Origin of the sequence: Psychrobacter sp. PG1 (assembly GCF_014897815.1) — a bacterium.
Taxonomy (GTDB): Bacteria; Pseudomonadota; Gammaproteobacteria; order Pseudomonadales; family Moraxellaceae; genus Psychrobacter.
The window spans coordinates 75,127-95,041 of the sequence record NZ_JABUZG010000052.1 but is presented as its reverse complement, the minus strand read 5'-3'; the positions used below and the strand labels follow the sequence as shown (position 1 = coordinate 95,041).

The window sequence follows — 19,915 nt, the reverse complement described above, 5'->3', positions numbered from 1 at the left end:
TGAGTCAAAATCAGCATGTTTGGTGGGATTAAGCGTTAGGCTTGGCTTTTTTTATGCCCGTATCTCAGTCAGCTATATATAGATTTCATATTATTGTTGCTGCTTAATTTAGACAGCAATATAACGGGTTATCATGAGCTTATTTATCATGAGTCTACTTATTATTAGTAATGAACAAGTGATTAATTTAAAAGGATATTTTTTTGAGTAATTTTACCACGTTTACTGATTTGCCACTTTCAGCACCGACCTTACGTGCCGTAAGCGATCTAGGTTTTACGGCATTAACGCCCATCCAAGCACAAATATTACCGCATACGCTGGCAAATCAAGATGCTATTGGACAGGCGCAGACGGGTACTGGCAAGACGGCAACCTTTCTATTGACTATTATGGAAGCCTTGCTTAAACGTCCTTTTACCAATGATGAAGAGCGTTATTTGGGTGAGCCACGTGCCGTTGTTATGGCGCCCACTCGCGAGCTTGCTCAGCAAATATTTGATGATTGTATCGCTTTGACCAAATATACTTCGCTACACAGCGTTTGTATTATGGGTGGCACCAATTATGAGACTCAGCAGCATGAGCTTGAGCGTCAATATGTCGATATTTTGGTCGCGACACCTGGTCGTCTGATTGATCTTGCCAATAAGGGCATGGTTTATTTAGATCGAGTGGAAGTACTGGTGTTAGATGAAGCAGATCGCATGCTAGATATGGGTTTTATCCCAGACATCAAGCGTTTGGTCGGTCGGATGCCAGTCAATACAGACCGTCAAAGCTTACTGTTTTCTGCCACCTTTAACCAAGATGTGATGAATCTAGCCTATCGCTGGTTGCATGAGCCGCAGTTTGTTGAAATCGAGCCAGAACATAAAACCAGTGAGTTGGTCGATCAGCACTTTTATTTACTGACAGAAGATCAAAAATTAGAAGCGTTGCAGCGTATCATCAGTGATACGGCAGTGGATAAAGTGATTGTCTTTGCCAATCGTAAAGACCAAGTCAAGCGTCTCTATCATAAGCTGCGTCAAGCGCATAAAATTGTGATGTTGTCAGGCGATGTTATTCAACAAAAACGCGAAAAGTATTTACAGCGTTTTAAAGATGGTCATGCTTCTGTCTTGGTGGCAACTGATGTCGCAGGACGCGGTATCCATGTCGATGATGTTAGCCACGTGGTTAATTATACCTTGCCTGATCAGCCAGATGATTACGTGCATCGTATTGGCCGTACGGGTCGTGCTGGACAAACAGGCATCAGCATTAGTTTTGTGAGTGAAGATGATGCTTTTAATATACCAGCGCTAGAGAAGCATTTAGATACTAAGTTTACCCTTGAGCAGTGGCAAGAATAGTGATTTATAAGCCATCAGTTCTACTATAGTGTACAGCTGTCGGAATCATAAAAGCCCTCAACGTCATGATTGATGTTAAGGGCTTTTTTATATGGCAGATTTTGATGTTAAATGATTTTATATTTTAACAATATCTATTATCGATGATTCTATTGAGCTTGTTCCATCATTTCAGAATGTTCATCGTGGTTCATGTTGATCGCGCCATCACTCATATCATGCATACTATGATCCATACCTTGGGGGTGTGTGCTGTTATCAGTTGGCATCATATGATGGCTGCTGTAATCCATATTTGTATCCATCGGCATATCCGTCATTTGTGGATCGCTCATTTGCATATGATCGCCTTGCATATTGGACATATCATGGCCCCCATGCATGCTAGACATTGCTATAGGGACAAACACAACGGCTAAGCCAGATAATACCATGACAGCGCCATTAAGCTGTCTCAAGCGAAAACGTCCAATCTTGTCACGCAACCAGCCAACGGTTTCGTGCGTGGCGACTAGCATCGGTACGGTTCCTAAGCCAAACACAAACATGAGTGCTGCACCGCTTAGTGGATTGTGAGCGACTACTGCAATCAATAATGCACCGTAAACCAATCCGCAAGGCAAAAATCCCCAAAGCAGTCCAGCCGTTAATGCTCGCGGAAAGGTATTGAGTGGAAATACTTTTTGACGAAGTGGGCTGAGATATTGCCAAAATCGCATACCAAAACGCTCAAGATTTTTTAAAAATGGTGCGCCAAGCATGGTCACGCCGACGAATACTAACACCAAGCCTAGCAAGATACGTGGCGTACTATTACCTTTCATTAAGGGTTCTAGCACAGTGGTGCCAATCAGGCCTGCCATCAAACCTAAAAATGCGTAACTGGTCAAACGCCCTAAATGATAAGTTGCCACAAGAGCACGGCGTTTGGTAGGGCTGACGTCTTTCATCGATAGCCCAAATGCTGTCACCAGACCGCCACACATGCCTAAGCAATGCGGTGAACCAAAAAATCCCATCAGTAGTGCCGCAATAAGTAAAGCGGTGGTCATGGGGCGATTCTCCTAAAAAATGAAAAGCAAACCTACGCATACAATCGGCATTTAACCAATACTTAACAGTAGGTTGCGCAGATAGTACAAGCCTTGATAAGTGGTTACGGCATCCACCTCGTTCAATGTACTAAGTCGTACTATTTGCGCTCGGTTGCCATATATTCACACTTTCAATAGCTTGTACTATAGATAAGGTGGCTCAATGCTAGATTTTTGGATGTTTATCAAGGTCAGCATGATCAATTGACTCTATATCAGGATGGATCACCTTATCATCAGCGACTATATCAGTCACCGTGGTATCGTCATTTTGCGAAATAGGCGTTGAGTAATCATGAGCCTGTATGGTTTGCCGTCGCTCTTGGCGATCATCCAATATGATGCGCTGTGATGCATTGTCCAAATCTTCAAACTGGTTTGATTTGACCGCATAGCGTACTGCCCAAATGGCAACCACAAACAGCATGAGACTTAATGGAATTAACAAAAATATACTGAGCATGGTAACTCTCTTAAATAGCATTTTCTTTTATTATTATACACTCATCACAAGTATAGTGGATGACCGGTAGTGATTAGGGTAAGTTCTCAAAAGATATTGAACTGGCTACCTGTTTGTATTGAACTTTATTCGTCAGGTTTTTTTGCTGCGTTACCTCTAGGGGTTAACAGCTGCTGTGAAGTCACGTCGTTGGCATGACGACAATTCATTTGAGGACGTATCACATCGCGTAAATAAGCGGCAACTTCATAAACAGCGCGTCGAGAATGACTTAAGTTTTGCGCAGGTTTCATCCAGTTACGGCTCACTGGTAAAGGGGCGCTAAGTGGTGTGCTATTGATACCGTTTAAGGCAAACTGTCTACGAGCACGTGCCATATGGTAGCTGTCAGTAATGAGATACACATGACGCAGTGGAATACGTTTGGCGGTAAAACGCGCATTTTCGCAGGTATTCATACTGGCATTTTCACTTATCAGCCCATCAATACCATGCTCAATGAGCCATTGACCGAGCCACGGCGCTTCAGCACCGCTTAGTACAATAGGTAGGGGTAAGTCGTGATAAGCGCTGGCAGCGGTACGGGCACGGTTGAGGCTGTAGCTATTAAGAATAATCTGATTGTCATGATCATTGGTTAGTCCGCCGCCTAAAACCACATAAGCGGTAGGCGGTGAACTCAAGGCAGCAGAGGGTAGGCTGGGCAATGGCAAAAGCGTAAATAGATAAACAATCGCTTGGGAGAACAGCGGCGTGAATAGGCTGATGAGTACTAAAATAACAGTCGTTGAGCCAAGTAAAAAGGTAATATTAATAATACGAAATAGCTTTATCATACGCTCAGCTGAACGCAGGTAATAACGCCATAGTCGCTTAGATAATAGCCGCTTAGACCACATGCTCATCATACCCAATAGAGCCATCAGTATTTACCCAAACTGGCTCACGCGCTAACTGAATCGCAAATTTTTCATAGACCGTATCGACGATATGTCGTTGGGCATCTGCTACATCATCTTGAGTGGCGTGATAAGGGGCATGATTGGTCAGCACCAAGGCTTGCTGCTGATGGGTGAAAATCGGTGCAATACCACCACCTTTTAAGCCTGTCTGTTCAATCAACCAGCCTGCCACAACCTTTACCATGGCATCAGGCATAGCGTAGCCGACGATAGTAGGGTAGGTCGATTGTAAAGCAATAAAGTGCGATTGAGGAATAATGGGGTTTTGAAAAAAGCTACCACAATTTGGCAGTTGCTTGGGATTAGGGAGTTTCTGTCGACGAATATCGATAATCGCTTGCATGATATCCGCAGGCACTGGCTGCGTACGATCGTCTTGCTCGGCATAGCGTTGTGCAACGGTTTGCACATCACCATAGCTGGCTAGGATTTTGGTTGCATCGGTATGTAATCTGAATCCAACACAGCTGATTAGCCAGGTATTAGGCGAACGTTTAAAAATGCTGTCACGATAGCCAAACTCGCAGTCCGTGGCTGTGAGATGATGCCAAGTTTGAGTGGGTAAGTGATAGGCTCGTACATACTGTAAGCAGTCTTCTAGTTGGACACCATAAGCACCGATATTTTGTACGGGTGCCGCACCAGTTAGCCCCGGGATTAGTGCCAGATTTTCTAGCCCATACCAACCTTGACTGACCGTATATACCACCAAGTCATGCCAGTTTTCGCCTGCCATTACTGCGATATCGACGTAACTATCTGTCTGAGCGGTTAGGCTGATACCGCGCATTTGGGGCTGCAATACGATAGCATTCAGATGCGCTGGCAATAACACATTACTACCGCCAGACAACACAAATAATGGCTTATTTTGCGCTATGTCTTTTGTATAATTTGCCATAAAATCGTCAAGCTGTGCTTCAGCCGTCAGTGTCACGACAGTATCCGCGACACAGGCTAAGGCCATGGTATTACCATGTGACAAATCGACTAATTCACGGGCCAATAAGCCTGCTGGCAAATCAGTGGTCATGGCAAATTGAGTACTAGAATCCAAGCGTGAAACTGAGGTCATAACATAGCCCATGTGGCAGATAGATAATGGATTACACAGTGTTTATTATAAAGGATGAAAGACATAAAGGTGGCAGAAAGTTAGCTTTAGCGTTAGCAAGCTTTCCAGCTTTCAATCCACGCTTGTGCGCTTGACTCAATACGCTCAATTACCTCTTCAAAGTCATCGCCATCGCCTTTATAAGGATCTGGCACATCGTCGCCGCCATAAGTAGGATCTTCCTCACTAAATAAAGCCAACTTGGCCAAATTGTCTTCTGTCTCTATCAAGCTGTCTTTGATGGCTTGTAAATCAGCTAAATTCTGTGTATCCATCGCTAGAATTAAATCAAAATTACGAAAATCATCGGCACTGACTTGGCGGGCGACCAGTTTATTGATTTTATAACCATGCGCTTTTGCATGGCGTTGCGAGCGAGTGTCGGGCGCATGACCAATATGCGAGTCACTCGTTCCTGCTGAATCTACTTTGATTGACAATCCAGCAATCGCTGCTTGCTGACGAAAGACTTCTTCAGCCGTTGGTGATCGGCAAATATTTCCCAAACAAACCAATAATACAGAAGACGGGGTACAGGTTTTCAGCAGCATAATATGACCTTGTATAACAAAAAAACATGCTATAAGAGACCGGCATGTTAGTGCGGCTTTTATTAGCATGCAATTAATTAAGTAAATCGGCTGTCAGCGTAACGGTTAATGCCTTGAATGGCAAGAGTAGAAGCTAAACAATACGGTCATATGTTCACGAATTTTCGATGATATTATTTATAATCTAAGGTCGTGCTTTGACCAGCTTATTCTTGTTTGTGCTTAAAGCGTTGAAGGTCACGGCGCTCTTTTTTGTTGGGTTTATTATCAGGCCGTGCAAGATTGGCAAGTTTGCGCTGCTCAGCATGATAAGCGCGGCGCTCTTCGCTTTCTTCAGTTTCTGAATACAAGACTTCAGCAGCGAGCGCATTACCACGTTGCGCCGTTAGTGCTTCAACGATGACGGTCTTTTCAGTCATGGCAGTGGCTGAGCCTTGACGAATCTGTAGTTCATCGCCAATCATAATCTCTTTACTGGTCTTTACGCGGCTACCCGCATAATGTACCCGTCCGCTTTCGATGGCTTCTTTGGCGAGATTACGTGTCCGATAAAATCGTGCTGCCCACAACCACTTATCGAGACGCATACGCACGACATCAGGTTGGCTATGGCTAGGCTGATTGTGGTTTTTGTTGTGTTTACTCATCAAAACCTCATCGATATCCATAAAGTAAGATAATAATAATGGTGGCTTTTTTGCAAATTGAAAGAGCCCTGCGCTATCAAAATGTTTAAAAATAGATTTTTATGGTAAAGAGAGAAAGTCTCGTCTTAGCCATTATTCTGATTGGCAACTTTCATCGCCATTTCTGCCGCATCATTTGTCTTTAACTGCGCTAAACCATTAATCACACCTGTGATATTTTCTACGGTTTTATTTTGGCTTAATTTAAATTGGGCTTGTATAGAATCGATGGGCAGCTTAAAGCCAATAATCCCTCGGCACATAGCATCGATATAAGTAGCAGGTGCCTCATCTAATGACCAAGGATGGTCGGATATCACCTCTTGCTGCGCAGTCATGGTTGCTAATATCCCTTTCAGCGTCTCAGCGTCTCAGTGTATCGGCGTCTTCAAGCAGTTCAATTTTGGATTGAATATGGACGCTTTGATAGTTCCAAGTGGGCACTTCTTTATGGGTTTTCGCTTTGCTAGGATACCAGTTGGGGCTGATATAATGTCCAGAATCTTGAAAAATAATTAACCACGCAGTATCTGGTAAGGTGTTCTGATAAATAGGGTTTTTACGAGAGAAATGACCGTAAAGATAGCCGTGCTGAGCATTAGAGTTAATATCAGAATCAACACTAGCATCAGGCATAAAGTTATCGTTATGCCAGAAGAGTGGTATATGGCAGGCTTCGATGCCATCTTTGGTTTGAGCAACCAAGGTTGCTAAGGGATTGGCTGCGATAAATCCAATGATATTTTCTAGGTTTTCTTCGGCAAAAATAGCAGGAGTATGCATGCTGTTCTCAGTTTATATTTGACATGAAATCAGTGACACCACTGCTGCTCACATGGAATACCATCATTGTTACCATCCATTTTGGTATTCGGGCAGTGTTGTATAAAGTAAGTAGCTTCTGCGCATGACGTCATCTGAGAGCAATGCTTCCTGCCATCACAGGTAAAGCTTGATGCTGATGACGTGAGTACTGGTTTTACTGCCGAGACTGATGTTGACGTTGCATCTGAATCGACGTACGTTGGCGGTATGTCATCCAGATCAGTTGAGGTAAAAGCAGCGTCAACTGGAGTATCAGTCGTAACGTCAGCGATAGGGTTACTGTTCGTGTTGTCAGGTTGCAGCATCTTATAACCCAAAAGTGCTAAAACCAGTAATAATACAAAGATCAATATCTTTTGAGTCACGGTTTATTACCTAGTCATGGTCGCTATGAATTAATGAAAGCTACCAATACATAATCACTATTCATTCATCAATGGCGGCTTTTTGGTGATTAACAAACAGCCATTGATGGATTGATAGTCTATTTTTATTTCAAAAATAATTGATAACCAATATTGTCATTGAGCATGGTGCAGTCATAGCCGATATCGAGTAACGCGTCTTGTAATTGGCGAGAGTTACCTTCAGACGCTTGCAAACCGACCAATACGCGACCTTCGGCGGCACCATGATTGCGATAATGAAACAAAGTGATATTAAAGTCATCACCCAGTTTTTCTAAAAACTTCAGCAATGCCCCTGGACGTTCAGGGAAAACCACACTTAATAATTGCTCGTTTGCAACATGTGCATGACCACCAATCAAATGGCGGATATGCGATTTGGCAATATCATCATCGGTCAGATCATGAGCCGTGTAGCCATCAGCTGCCAATTGGGTGCGAATGGTTTTACGCTCTTTGTCGCCTTCTTTTAGTGCGATACCGACAAATATTGCTGCAGGTTCCATAGAGTCAGGTGATTTTTTGCTATCGGCGCGATAATTAAACTCAGTGATATTGCGTCCATGTAAGCTACGGCAGAAATTTAAGAAAGCGCCTGTCTGCTCAGGAATTGTCACACCAAAGATGGCTTCTTTTTTCTCACCAATCTCAGTACGCTCAGCGATATAACGTAGGCGGTCAAAATTCATATTGGCACCGCAAATAATACCAACGCAGTTTTTACCTTGCAGATTATGGGCTTCGATATATTTTTTCATGCCAGCAACGGGTAACGCGCCCGCAGGCTCAACGATACTGCGATTTTCTTCAAAGATGTCTTTAACCGCCGCACATACTTCGTCATTGGTACAAGTCACGACTTCAGGCTCGACTAAAGGACCTGACTTATCACTCTTTTGCATACGAACAATTTCAAATGGTAATTCACCGATTTGAGCAACTGCCACGCCGTCGACGAACAGTCCAACTTGCTCAAGCTTAACGCGCTCATTGGCTTCAAGCGCCGCTTTAAGAGAAGCGGACTGCTCTGCTTCCACCGCAATCACTTTGACATGCGGCGCAACTTCACCTAAGAATGCCGCGACACCTGAGATGAGACCACCACCACCAACCGCAACAAACACATAATCCATGTTGCGCCATTGCTGGGTTAGCTCAAGACCAATGGTGCCTTGTCCGGCAATGACCAATTCATCATCGTAAGGTGGGATAAAGGTCAGACCTTCTGTTTCAGCGCGATTGATTGCATAACGGTTGGCTTCATCGAAGCTATCACCATATAAATCGACATTACCGCCCAGTGCTTTAACGGCATCGACTTTAATGTCAGGGGTGGTGGTCGGCATCACAATGATATTGTTTAGGGCAAGCTTACGGGCAGAATAAGCAACCCCTTGGGCATGATTACCTGCTGAGGCGCAAATGACGCCGCGTACTTTTTGCTCATCACTTAACTGACTAATTCGATTATAGGCACCACGCAATTTAAAGGATTTGACCGGTTGCAAGTCTTCGCGTTTAAAACGAATGTCATTAGCAAAACGTTGGGTCAGCTTGGGTGCCGCTTCAAGTGGTGTTTGAATTGCCACGTCATAGACGGTGGCTTGCAAGATGGCTCGTACCCAATGTGACAGCATAATGTTCCCTAATAAAAAGTATGGATGAATAGAAAAATTAAATAGATTAGCCTATGCTGATTTTAACGGTCTTGCAAGACCCTATTGCAGTTTTTGCAGCGATTTTAAGTTTTGATGAAAGATAGGGTGGTTTTATCTCAATGTTATTTTAAATAAAATATTGAATTATTTTCATATGTCTGTATTATTGGACATATGGAAATAACTAATGCTATCGCAAGCTTTGCTGCGCTCTCTCAAGATACTCGTCTAAAAGCTTTTAGGTTGCTTGTCAGCCAAGAGCCCGTTGGTCTGCCAGCAGGTGAAATAGCTCGCAAACTGTCTGTGCCTCATAACACAATGTCAGCGCATTTATCAGTGCTGGCACGAGCAGGGTGGGTGGTGTCTCAACGTCAAAGCCGGCAGATAATTTATCGCGCCTCACTGTCACATATGGAGGAGGTTATTCAGTTTTTACTGCAAGATTGTTGTGCGGGACATCCAGAATTGTGTGCGTCTCTTATGGATAGTCTGAGCGGATGTGGGGTCGTTAATACTAATGACGTAAACAGTGAGTAATATAGCTATATATTCAGAACTCAAACAACATATTCAGACAATAAGTGAGATTGCTATGAAATCATTAATCTTTCACAATCCAAAATGCGGTACGTCTCGCAATACATTGGCCATCATGAAAGCATCAGGCGAAAATCCAGAAGTGATTGAATATCTTAAAACCCCACCAAGCCGTGATTATTTAGTTGAGCTATTGGCAAAGATAAACCTTTCACCAAGAGAGCTGTTACGAAGCAAAGAGCCTGTCAATGATGAGCTAGGATTAGACAATCTTGAACTGTCTGACGATCAAATCATTGATGCGATGATTGCCCATCCTATTTTAATCAATCGTCCTATCGTGGTCACCAATAAAGGCGCGGCATTATGCCGCCCCTCAGAGCGTGTATTTGAGTTGTTAGAGAATCCCGTGAGCAGCTTCACTAAAGAAGATGGGGAAGTGATTTATCATGGCAAATAAAACAGCAGATTTAGATGTGATCGATTTGGGTGATTTGCCCAACATTGATGCAGACAGTATACAGCCTATCGATATTGAGTCTTTAATTGGTGCAAATGACCCGCGCCATGCGCCTAAAATATTGGTGCTATACGGCTCTCTACGCCAGCGCTCATTCTCTAAACTGGCCAGTGAAGAAGCGAGCCGTCTGTTGCGTTGGTATGGTTGTGAGGTTCGAACCTTTGATCCGACGGGTTTACCATTGCCTGATGCTGCTGATGCCGATCATCCAAAAGTACAAGAGCTGCGAGAGTTGGCGCAGTGGTCAGAAGGTATGCTGTGGGTGAGCCCAGAGCGTCATGGCAGTATGACCAGTATTATGAAAGCACAAATTGACTGGATTCCATTGTCATTAGGTGGTGTACGTCCAACTCAAGGCAAAACTTTGGCAGTGATGCAAGTCAGCGGTGGCAGCCAAAGCTTCAATACGGTCAACCAATTGCGCATTCTTGGGCGTTGGATGCGGATGATTACCATACCCAATCAGTCCTCTATTCCTAAAGCTTTTTTGGAATTTAACGACGATGATCGTATGGATAAGTCTCCTTTATATTTGCGTCTCGTGGATGTTTGTGAGGAGTTGGTGAAATTCACTTGGTTGACTCGTGGACGCTCAGCCTATCTGACTGACCGCTACTCTGAACGAGTAGAAAGCGCAGAGGAGCTGTCGCAGCGCGTCAATCAAAAATCACTCTAATGTATCCTCTGATCATTCATTTTCTAATAATTGCTCTTACATAATTGTTCTTATAATAATTAAGCCTAAAAAGGTTACTCAATGATCGCATTGATTATATTTATCGTGACTTTGGTTTTAGTGATATGGCAGCCCAAAGGACTGGGTATTGGCTGGAGTGCAATGGGTGGTGCGTTGATAGCCTTGGCTTTTGGCGTGGTAAAGCTCTCCGATATTGGCATTGTGTGGGACATCGTTTGGGATGCGACTTTTACCTTTGTGGCGCTTATCATCATCTCGCTTATCTTAGATAAAGCAGGATTTTTTGGCTGGGCAGCGCTGCATGTGGCTAGGCTAGGCAATGGGCAAGGACGTTTGCTGTTTCCTATGATTGTGATTTTAGGTGCGTTTATCTCGGCGTTTTTTGCCAATGATGGGGCAGCATTGCTACTGACACCGATTGTCATCGCTATCTTACTGCGTCTCAAATTCTCACCACCATCTGCTTTGGCTTTCATTATCGCAACAGGTTTCATTGCTGATACCGCAAGTCTGCCGTTAGTCACTTCTAATCTGGTCAATATCGTTAGTGCTAATTATTTTGACATTGGGTTTGGTCGTTATGCAGCAGTGATGATACCGGTCAATATTGTCTCTGTATTGGCGACGCTCGCCGTATTATGGGTGGTCTATGCGCGGCACATTCCAAAACACTACTCACTTGCTGATTTGAGTGCGCCCGAGTCTGCGATTGAAGATCCGTTGGTCTTTAAAGCGGCCTTTCCACTGCTCGCGTTGCTACTTATTGCCTACTTTACGACTGAGTCATTGGGCATTGCTATCTCCTTGGTGACAGGAGTGGCGGCGTTAATATTAATGGCAATTGCAGGTCGCTGGTGGCAAGGAGGGCGTGATGCTATTGTTTCTGTATCTGATATCCTGCGTCAAGCGCCTTGGCAAATCGTATTATTTTCAATCGGTATGTACTTGGTTGTTTATGGCTTGGGCAATGCAGGATTGACTGCCTATGGTGCTCAAGTTTTGAATTGGTTGGGGCAGCAGGGTACGGTCATCGCAACAGTAGGAACTGGATTCCTCTCTGCTATTGTAGCCTCTGTCATGAATAATATGCCGTCTACTTTAGTAGGTGCATTGGCGATTGATAGCGCGCAAGTATCCGCTGCCACTCGAGAGCTCATGATTTATGCCAACGTGATTGGTAATGACTTGGGGCCGAAATTCACACCTATAGGTAGCCTTGCGACTTTATTGTGGCTCCATGTATTGGCAGAAAAAGACTATAAAATCAGTTGGGGGCAGTATATGAAAATTGGACTGCTTATTACCCCGCCCGTACTATTGGTCACGCTACTGGCTTTGGTTGTTTGGTTGCCCTATCTATCTACATTTTAAAATCTGAATGAATGTCTTGCGATTAGCGTGGCTATTACGCTGACATTCATTAAGCTCATCGGGTATAATGGCGGCGCATTTTACCTTTTTACCCTTTACTTTTTTTAAAGCGATACGTTTATTTTGCCAAGGACTTATGATGAGTGATCAGCAAGCACAAAAGCAAGCCGCAGCCAAAGCGGCTCTAAACTATGTCGAAGATGGCATGATACTTGGAGTAGGCACAGGCAGTACGGTCAACTGTTTGATTGAATTATTGCCAACTGTAAAGCTTGCTGGCGCGGTGGCTAGCTCACAGGTCACTGAAGACAAACTTCGTGCCCTTGGTATTGAAATAGTGGATTTGAACTTTGCTGGTACGCTTGATATTTATATCGATGGGGCAGATGAGGTCAATGAGCATTTGCAATTGATAAAAGGCGGCGGCGGCGCGCTCACTCGTGAGAAAATCGTGGCAGCGGCTTCTAACAAGTTTATATGTATGGTTGATGAGAGCAAAAGCGTTGAGGTGCTAGGTCGCGAGTTTCCTGTTCCTATTGAGGTACTGCCGCAAGCACGTTCTTATGTCGCACGGCAATTAGCCCGTATGGGCGGTGAGCCAGTTTACCGCGAAGATTTTGTGACTGATTATGGTAATGTTATCTTAGATACTTATGATTTGGATGTGAGTAATCCAATAGAGCTTGAAAAAGAGCTGAATAATATTGTGGGTGTCGTGTGTAATGGTATATTTGCAGCTAATCAAGCTGATGTATTGCTGAAAGCAGGTAGTAATGGTGTGACGACACTTATTCGTTAAAAAATGCTTACTCGTTAAAAACCGGTTAAGCAGTGGCTTATCGTTCATCAGAAAATAAAAAGGCAGATCACACTAAATGTGGTCTGCCTTTTTCGTACTTACTCTTCCATAAATAGATTATGGCTACATTGTTTAAAGTTTAATTTTATCTTTTAGCAAAAATTCCATCAAGGCTTTTTGCGCATGTAAGCGGTTCTCTGCTTCATCCCATACCACTGAGCGTGGATCGTCAAGCATATCATGAGAGATCTCCTCACCACGATGCGCGGGTAGACAATGCATAAATACCACTTCAGGATCGGCTTTGTCCAATAGCGATGGCGTTACTTGATAAGCGGCAAAACGGCGCGCACGAGTGTTTTGTTCAGACTCTTGTCCCATGCTTGCCCATACATCGGTGACAATTAAATTTGAATCTTTCGCGGCTTCTTGTACGTTTTCGACAATACTGACGCAATGCGAGAAGCGTTTCATCAGCTCAGGGTCAGGCTCAAACCCATAAGGCGCAGCGACGCGTAGCTCAAAACCAAATTGATGAGCCGCTTGCATATACGATGCGCACATATTATTGCCATCACCGACCCACGTGACGATTTTATTTTCGATACTACCGCGATGCTCATAATAGGTTTGCATGTCTGCCAGTAGCTGGCAAGGATGAAATTCGTCAGTTAAAGCATTGATAATAGGCACGCTTGAGTATTCAGCAAAGGTCTCAACTTTTTCGTGACCAAAGGTACGAATCATGATGATATCGACCATGCTAGAGATCACACGGGCAGAGTCTTCTAGCGGCTCACCACGCCCAAGCTGGGTATCATTTGGCGACAAAAAGATAGCACTACCACCAAACTGACCCATACCTGTTTCAAAAGAAATACGCGTGCGGGTTGAGGATTTTTCAAAAATCATACCTAGCGTACGACCAACAAAAGGCTGATATATCTCGCCAGCATGTTGCATCTTACGTAATTCGCTGGCGCGTTTTATAAGGTTTTCTAATTCTTGTTTGGTTAAATCAGATAAGGTCAAAAAATGGCGCAAACTCATAGTAATCCTAGCAGTCGATCGCAGTCAGTGAAACGTCATCAGTCTTTAATAGTATCGCGTCAGTGCGTATACTGGGGTGACAACAAACTTTTAGTATAGCGCAATTAGGCTTAATGTAAATGTCCAATTTGCCGTGATTTATCAGTCTGGCAAACAGTTATTAAATGGATAGCGATTAGGTCAGCATAATTATACTTGTATACGATTTGGGCGATTGCTTAGGCGGCAGAGTAGCTCGTAGCTAATCGTACCTGCATGTGCGGCGACTTCATCGACGTGCGGTGCATCGCCCCACAGTATTACTTTGCTGTCTAACGCAATGTCTTCTGGTGCGGTACTGACATCAATGACAATCATATCCATTGCCACGCGTCCAATGACTGCACATCGGTAGCTTTGATCGTTGGTAGTATCTATAACAGTGACATAGGCTTCATCGCTGATGACACGAGGGTAACCATCACCGTATCCAATGCTCACCAGAGCCGTTCTAGCGTCTTTCTGCGCTGTCCAGCGACTGCCATAGCCAATAGCATTGTCTGCATGGACTGTTTGCAGGGCGATAATTTGCGCGCTAAAATCCATCGCTGGCTGTAAGTCTAATTCATGCGCGCTTTTATCAATGACAGGGGCGCTACCATATAAAATAATGCCGGGACGTACCCAGTCATAATGATGCTCTGGAAAATTAACGATACCGGCTGAATTGCATAATGAGCCTTTGATATCGTTGCTAATAGTCTCTTGCAAAGTGCTTAATACATCTGAAAAACGCTGAATTTGCATTGAATTTAATGGATGAGTGCTGTCATCGGCATTAGCAAAATGCGTGGCTAGTATCAGCCGATATCCCGCTTCATGCAGGCGCTTAGCCGCTGTCATAATACCTTCAGCGTTGAAGCCTAGACGGTTCATACCAGTATTATATTTAAGCCAAACCACTCTGGTCGCACTATTGGCTGGTGGGATATTGTCGAGTGCCCACTGCAATTGCGGCGCATGGTGAATCACGCAGCTAATATCATGCTCAATGGCTTGCTGCCACTCATCAGTGGTAAATGCCCCTTCAATCAAACCAATGGTTTTGTCCCAGCCTAACTGCCGAGCTTCTAGCGCCTCAGTCAAGGTTGCAACACCAATACCGTCTGCTTGGTGCAATGCAGGCAATACCGCTGCCACACCATGTCCGTAAGCATTGGACTTGACCATGGCCAGGACTTTAGAGTTTGGTGCCATTTTCTTAACTTGGTTTAAGTTGTGAGTAATGGCTTGTGGTTTGATTGTGATAGTACGCATAATTGGCTTCTTTATAAGTAGAATTATGAAGTTATAAAGCCAGTACTGCATCAATTAGGCTAATGCAGCACTGGCTATTTTATTAAAACTATTTGTTCGCTTATGGTTAAGCTTCAGTCTTTATCAGGCTGATTTTTATTAGGCTTAAGTTTTATAAGATTGATTACTCGTCATTCTCGAAACTGACATTTTGATAGTATTCTGGCGTTAGGTTAATAAAGCGGGTAAATTGCCCTTCAAAGCCCAAACGTATGGTACCGATAGGGCCGTTACGCTGCTTACCAATAATGATTTCAGCCACGCCTTTGTGGTCTGTATTCTCATTATAAACCTCATCACGATAGATGAACATAATCAAATCCGCATCCTGCTCAATCGCACCCGATTCACGCAAATCCGACATGATAGGACGCTTGTTAGGGCGGTTTTCTAGACTACGGTTAAGCTGCGACAAAGCGATAACAGGGCATTCAAGCTCACGTGCTAGCGCTTTAAGACTCCGTGAAATCTCAGAGATTTCCCCAACACGGTTGCCATCTAGGTTTGGCACTTTCATCAACTGGAGATAATCGACGACGATGGCGCCAAGCTTGCCGTCATGGTTTTTGGCGATACGGCGGCAGCGTGAACGCATCTCAGAGGGTGGCAAAGCAGTACTATCATCAATATAGAGATGTTTAGATTGCAAGTGCTGAATGGCGTTCATCATTTTTGCCCATTCATCTTCATTCATTTGCCCAGAACGCAGATGCGTCTGATTAATCGCGCCCCATGAGGACAGCAAACGCATGACGATAGACTCAGCAGGCATCTCCATCGAAAACACCACAACAGGCAGATCTTCGTTAAATAAAATCCCTTCTGCCAAGTTCATTGCAAAGGTGGTTTTACCCATAGAAGGGCGCGCAGCCACGATGATTAAGTCACCTGCCTGCAAGCCTTGGGTTTTATTATTCAACTCAGCAAACGGCGTCTGCAAACCAATCATGCCATCGGGATTGGATTTTAGCTCTTGAATCTTATCAATAACGTTGGTCAAAACAGCCGTAATGCCCACAGGTCCACGCTGTTCAGCGCGTTTATTATGCTGCTCATTGATGCTAAATATCTTACCCTCAACACTGTCTAAAATATCACTGACGCTCTGGTCTTTAGGATTATAGGCGAGCGTGAGCATCTCATTGCCAGTCGTAATCAGTTGGCGTAGAGTAGATAGTTCACGGACGCGCTGAGCATAGGCGGTCAGGTTAAACAAGGTCGCAGGGCTTTGGCTCAAAATATCTGCCAAGTAGCTATCGCCGCCTGCACTTTTAAGGAGTTTTTGTGCTTCTAGCCAGTCGTGTACCATGACCGTATCATAGGGTTCGTTGACTGCCGCTAAATGAGCAATAGCATCAAAAATATACTGATGTCGCCCTGCATAAAAATCATCTTTGGTAACGATATCAGCAATCTTGTCGTACGCCTCTTCGATACTCATTAAGGACGCGAGCAATGCCTTTTCAATATCGATATTGTGCGGCGGTGTCTGATTGAGTAAGTCGTCGGTTTTTTCGTTGTCTGCCATGATTGCCTAATGTGTCAAAAGTCGATATAAAAGAGGGTATAAATGGGTATGTGACATCAGGGTTTTATTGGGTGCTGATACAGCAAATAAAACGCCACGTGCTACTATAATTGAAGTACCAAAACCTGATCTCGGTGTTGACTGGTAAATGCTATAATCAAAAGCGAAAGTTTAACACATAATAGGCTTTTTTCGGCACCGATAGACAACTATCTATTCTAGATGACGGTTGTAATAAGTAAAAAATCATCTATACAATATAAGTGTCAGTGCTTATTTTTCCCATAAAAAATACAATAAAATTCACGACTCAATATAAATATAAAGGCGTAGTTACGATGCAAGATATACAAAAAAAATTGCCATTATTAATCACAACTGGTGAGCCTGCTGGTATTGGAATGGATATCGTGCTGCTATTAGCGGCTGAGGGTAAATTGCAAGATTTTGAACGCCCAATTTGGGTCACTGCCGATAGCACTGCTATGACAAAGCGCGCAGATGAGTTAGTTGCAGCTGATGTATTGAAAAACCTTCCCATCTGGCAAACTATTGATATCGATGCCGATGACTTTAGTTTTAACGTTGTAGAGCAGATGTCGCAGCCAGATACTGACGTAGATAGTTCTTTTATTCTGCTTAATATATCTTGTGCTGAGCCAGTTGTCTGCGGGAAAATTAACACGCGCAATTCGGTAATGGTCGTTAAGCAGTTAGACATTGCCCATCAGTTGGCAACCAATAAAACAGTGGCCGCTATCGTCACTGGACCATTGCAAAAGTCCGCACTGATAGAAGCTGATATTAAGCTATTAGATGGCACGATGTTTAGCGGTCATACAGAGTTTTTTATGCAGCAAAGTGGTTGTGATAAAGTGGTTATGATGCTCGCCAACCAAGCCATGAAAGTCGCGCTTGTCACCACTCATTTACCGCTAAAAGATATCCCTGCTGCAATCACGTCTGACAATGTACGCCAAACCGTACAAATTGTCGTCGATGAGATGAAAGCAAAATTTGGCTTAACGCAACCACGTATTTTAGTCTGTGGTCTCAATCCACATGCAGGCGAGGGTGGGTATTTAGGTATAGAAGAGATTGAAATTATCAATCCAGTCTTGCAAGAATTTATCAAAGCAGGCGTAGACATATCAGAGGCGATGCCAGCGGATACCTTATTTACACCCAGACATCTAGCCAACTGTGATGCGGTGATTGCGATGTATCATGACCAAGGGTTGCCGGTGCTGAAATCACATGGTTTTGGTGATACGGTCAATCTTACCTTAGGACTGCCGTATATCCGTACCTCGGTTGATCATGGGACTGCGCTTGATTTAGCGGGGCGCGGCAATGCTAGTGCCACTAGCTTGTATCAAGCATTAAAAATGGCAAACGAGATGGCAGATAAACCGCTTATTAAATAGACCTCTTGCATAAGCCGGCACCTTAGCGACATTTATCACGCAGTATTGGGTAACTTTAGTGTGAGTAATGGCTATTTATGAATTATCAAACAGGGTTTAATATAATTGGTTCCACCATAGCAGTCTGTTATAAGTGGTCTATTAATAGGTTTAGAGGGCTGAAATAGCTGGTTCTGCTAGGGTATATCCTAAAAGATCCATTCTATGATACTAAATTGCTAAGATTGTCGGGGATTCAGCATTCTGAGATAATGTAAGATGGTATATTTGAACTGAAAGCAAAGCGCTATTTGCATGCTCACTAAATTATCAGTACATCTATCAGAATAAATGAGAAGCCCTAGAATGAAACAATCTTTTCAGACCCTGTTAAATCAAGTGGGACTTACCGCTTTAGTGACAGCATCATTACTATCTGGAACAGTACAAGCAGCAGATAACAATGACCATCTAAAGAGCACCGTTGATCAACAAGCCAAATTACTAATGAATGAGCATGATATTTCAGGGATGTCTTTTGGCGTCATCATCGATGGCAAATCACATTTTTATCATTATGGTTTGGCTGATAAGAAAGCCAAAATACCTGTCTCAGAAAACACTATTTTTGAGCTAGGCTCAATCAGTAAGACGTTTGCTGCTACCTTAGCCAGTTATTCAGAATTAAATGGCACACTTACATTAGAAGATACTGCTGATAAATATATTCCCTACCTAAAAAACAGCACCATTGGCAACACCAAGCTTATAAACTTAGTTACCTATTCAGCTGGCGGTCTGCCGTTACAAGTACCTGATGAAGTCAAAAACAATAAAGAGTTGCTTAGTTATTATAAATCTTGGCAGCCAGTCTTTTCTGTCAACTCAAAGCGTTTATATTCCAATGCCAGCATAGGATTGTTTGGTTATATATCGGCATTGAGCATGGATGCTGATTACACACAATTGATGGAAGAAAAAATACTGCCGTCACTCAATATGCCCAACACCTTTATCAATGTGCCTAATGACAAAATGGCGGATTATGCGTTTGGTTATAATGCTGTTGGCGATGCTATCCGAGTCAATCCTGGCATGTTAGACGCTGAAGCCTATGGCATTAAATCCACCATTAAAGATATGACGCAGTTTATGGCGGCGAATATGGGGCTGGTGCCGCTGGATAAAGATATTCAGCAAGCGTTAGACAATAATAGAAAGGGTTACTATCAGGCGAGTACTTTTACCCAAGGGTTAGGATGGGAGATGTACTCTTATCCTACTCAGCTAAATACCTTACTCGAAGGTAACTCAATGGATGTGGTGCTAAAGCCTCAAGCCATTAAAATAGACAATCATCCAACGTCTATTTTAAACAACGTCTGGGTCAATAAAACAGGCGCTACTAATGGGTTTGGTGGCTATATCGCTTATATTCCTGCCGAAAAATCAGGCATTGTCATTCTGGCAAATAAAAACTATCCCAATGCAGATAGGGTCAAAGCAGCGTATACGATTTTAGAGAGTGTGATAACTCATTGATTAAGCATGAGT

Annotated in this window: 21 protein-coding genes; 8 read left to right on the top strand and 13 right to left on the bottom strand. The window is 43.5% G+C overall.

Going from position 1 to position 19,915, the window contains the following annotated elements; genetic code table 11:
- The first annotated feature begins 203 nt into the window (after positions 1-203).
- Positions 204-1,358, top strand: coding sequence for a DEAD/DEAH box helicase (locus INT03_RS05945; protein ID WP_193008134.1), 1,155 nt, complete (start codon positions 204-206; stop codon positions 1,356-1,358).
- A 149-nt stretch (positions 1,359-1,507) separates the two neighbouring features.
- Here the strand turns inward: INT03_RS05945 and INT03_RS05940 are convergent, their stop codons facing one another.
- From INT03_RS05940 to ilvA, 10 genes are all read right to left on the bottom strand, one after another.
- Positions 1,508-2,410: a sulfite exporter TauE/SafE family protein gene (locus INT03_RS05940; protein WP_193008132.1), complete on the bottom strand. Its 903-nt coding sequence runs from the start codon at positions 2,408-2,410 to the stop codon at positions 1,508-1,510.
- 208 nt (positions 2,411-2,618) lie between these two features.
- A complete protein-coding gene (gene ccoS, locus INT03_RS05935) occupies positions 2,619-2,915 on the bottom strand; it encodes a cbb3-type cytochrome oxidase assembly protein CcoS (RefSeq protein WP_193008130.1) in 297 nt (98 codons plus the stop codon).
- A gap of 125 nt (positions 2,916-3,040) precedes the next feature.
- Complete coding sequence (locus tag INT03_RS05930) at positions 3,041-3,814, bottom strand: YdcF family protein (protein WP_193008128.1); 774 nt, start codon at positions 3,812-3,814, stop codon at positions 3,041-3,043.
- Positions 3,804-4,910: a UDP-N-acetylmuramate dehydrogenase gene (gene murB / locus INT03_RS05925; RefSeq protein WP_193008231.1), complete on the bottom strand. Its 1,107-nt coding sequence runs from the start codon at positions 4,908-4,910 to the stop codon at positions 3,804-3,806. Before murB ends, INT03_RS05930 begins: the two co-directional genes overlap by 11 nt.
- Before the next feature lie 134 nt (positions 4,911-5,044).
- Positions 5,045-5,542 carry a low molecular weight protein-tyrosine-phosphatase gene (locus INT03_RS05920; protein WP_193008127.1) on the bottom strand — a complete coding sequence of 166 codons (498 nt, stop codon included), beginning with the start codon at positions 5,540-5,542 and terminating at the stop codon, positions 5,045-5,047.
- 206 nt (positions 5,543-5,748) lie between these two features.
- Positions 5,749-6,189, bottom strand: coding sequence for an RNA-binding S4 domain-containing protein (locus INT03_RS05915; protein WP_193008125.1), 441 nt, complete (start codon positions 6,187-6,189; stop codon positions 5,749-5,751).
- Between the two features lie 125 nt (positions 6,190-6,314).
- Positions 6,315-6,566, bottom strand: coding sequence for an FMN-binding negative transcriptional regulator (locus INT03_RS15020; protein WP_193008123.1), 252 nt, complete (start codon positions 6,564-6,566; stop codon positions 6,315-6,317).
- 25 nt (positions 6,567-6,591) lie between these two features.
- A complete protein-coding gene (locus tag INT03_RS15015; protein ID WP_193008121.1) occupies positions 6,592-7,011 on the bottom strand; it encodes an FMN-binding negative transcriptional regulator in 420 nt (139 codons plus the stop codon).
- Between the two features lie 29 nt (positions 7,012-7,040).
- Entirely contained in the window at positions 7,041-7,418 is a 378-nt protein-coding gene (locus INT03_RS15120; RefSeq protein WP_413469107.1) for an excalibur calcium-binding domain-containing protein, read from the bottom strand.
- Between the two features lie 125 nt (positions 7,419-7,543).
- Positions 7,544-9,097 carry a threonine ammonia-lyase, biosynthetic gene (ilvA, locus tag INT03_RS05895; protein WP_193008119.1) on the bottom strand — a complete coding sequence of 518 codons (1,554 nt, stop codon included), beginning with the start codon at positions 9,095-9,097 and terminating at the stop codon, positions 7,544-7,546.
- 195 nt (positions 9,098-9,292) lie between these two features.
- Between ilvA and INT03_RS05890 the strand changes: the two genes are divergently transcribed.
- From INT03_RS05890 to rpiA, 5 genes are all read left to right on the top strand, one after another.
- Positions 9,293-9,655, top strand: a complete 363-nt coding sequence (locus tag INT03_RS05890; RefSeq protein WP_193008118.1) for an ArsR/SmtB family transcription factor — start codon at positions 9,293-9,295, stop codon at positions 9,653-9,655.
- Positions 9,656-9,710: 55 nt separating this feature from the next.
- Positions 9,711-10,115 (top strand): arsenate reductase (glutaredoxin), encoded by a 405-nt coding sequence (gene arsC / locus INT03_RS05885; protein WP_193008116.1) that lies wholly within the window; start codon positions 9,711-9,713, stop codon positions 10,113-10,115.
- Positions 10,105-10,851, top strand: a complete 747-nt coding sequence (gene arsH / locus INT03_RS05880) for an arsenical resistance protein ArsH (RefSeq protein WP_193008114.1) — start codon at positions 10,105-10,107, stop codon at positions 10,849-10,851. Before arsC ends, arsH begins: the two co-directional genes overlap by 11 nt.
- Positions 10,852-10,932: 81 nt before the next feature.
- Positions 10,933-12,243, top strand: a complete 1,311-nt coding sequence (locus tag INT03_RS05875; RefSeq protein WP_193008105.1) for an arsenic transporter — start codon at positions 10,933-10,935, stop codon at positions 12,241-12,243.
- A gap of 139 nt (positions 12,244-12,382) precedes the next feature.
- The gene (gene rpiA, locus INT03_RS05870; RefSeq protein ID WP_193008103.1) at positions 12,383-13,042 is read left to right on the top strand and encodes a ribose-5-phosphate isomerase RpiA; all 660 of its coding nucleotides are present in this window, start codon (positions 12,383-12,385) and stop codon (positions 13,040-13,042) included.
- A gap of 132 nt (positions 13,043-13,174) precedes the next feature.
- On the opposite strand, the gene argF is transcribed toward rpiA, so the two are convergent.
- The 3 genes from argF to dnaB form a co-directional block, all read right to left on the bottom strand.
- Entirely contained in the window at positions 13,175-14,092 is a 918-nt protein-coding gene (gene argF / locus INT03_RS05865; protein WP_055124903.1) for an ornithine carbamoyltransferase, read from the bottom strand.
- 189 nt (positions 14,093-14,281) lie between these two features.
- Positions 14,282-15,388, bottom strand: coding sequence for an alanine racemase (gene alr, locus INT03_RS05860; protein WP_193008102.1), 1,107 nt, complete (start codon positions 15,386-15,388; stop codon positions 14,282-14,284).
- A 163-nt stretch (positions 15,389-15,551) separates the two neighbouring features.
- A complete protein-coding gene (gene dnaB / locus INT03_RS05855) occupies positions 15,552-16,955 on the bottom strand; it encodes a replicative DNA helicase (RefSeq protein WP_087815967.1) in 1,404 nt (467 codons plus the stop codon).
- A 347-nt stretch (positions 16,956-17,302) separates the two neighbouring features.
- Here dnaB and pdxA point away from each other — a divergent pair, with 347 nt between their 5' ends.
- Together pdxA and ampC are read left to right on the top strand one after the other, a co-directional pair.
- Positions 17,303-18,382 (top strand): 4-hydroxythreonine-4-phosphate dehydrogenase PdxA, encoded by a 1,080-nt coding sequence (gene pdxA, locus INT03_RS05850; protein WP_413469111.1) that lies wholly within the window; start codon positions 17,303-17,305, stop codon positions 18,380-18,382.
- Positions 18,383-18,727: 345 nt separating this feature from the next.
- On the top strand, positions 18,728-19,903 hold the full coding sequence (gene ampC, locus INT03_RS05845) for a class C beta-lactamase (protein ID WP_193008098.1): 1,176 nt from the start codon (positions 18,728-18,730) through the stop codon (positions 19,901-19,903).
- Positions 19,904-19,915: the final 12 nt, after the last annotated feature.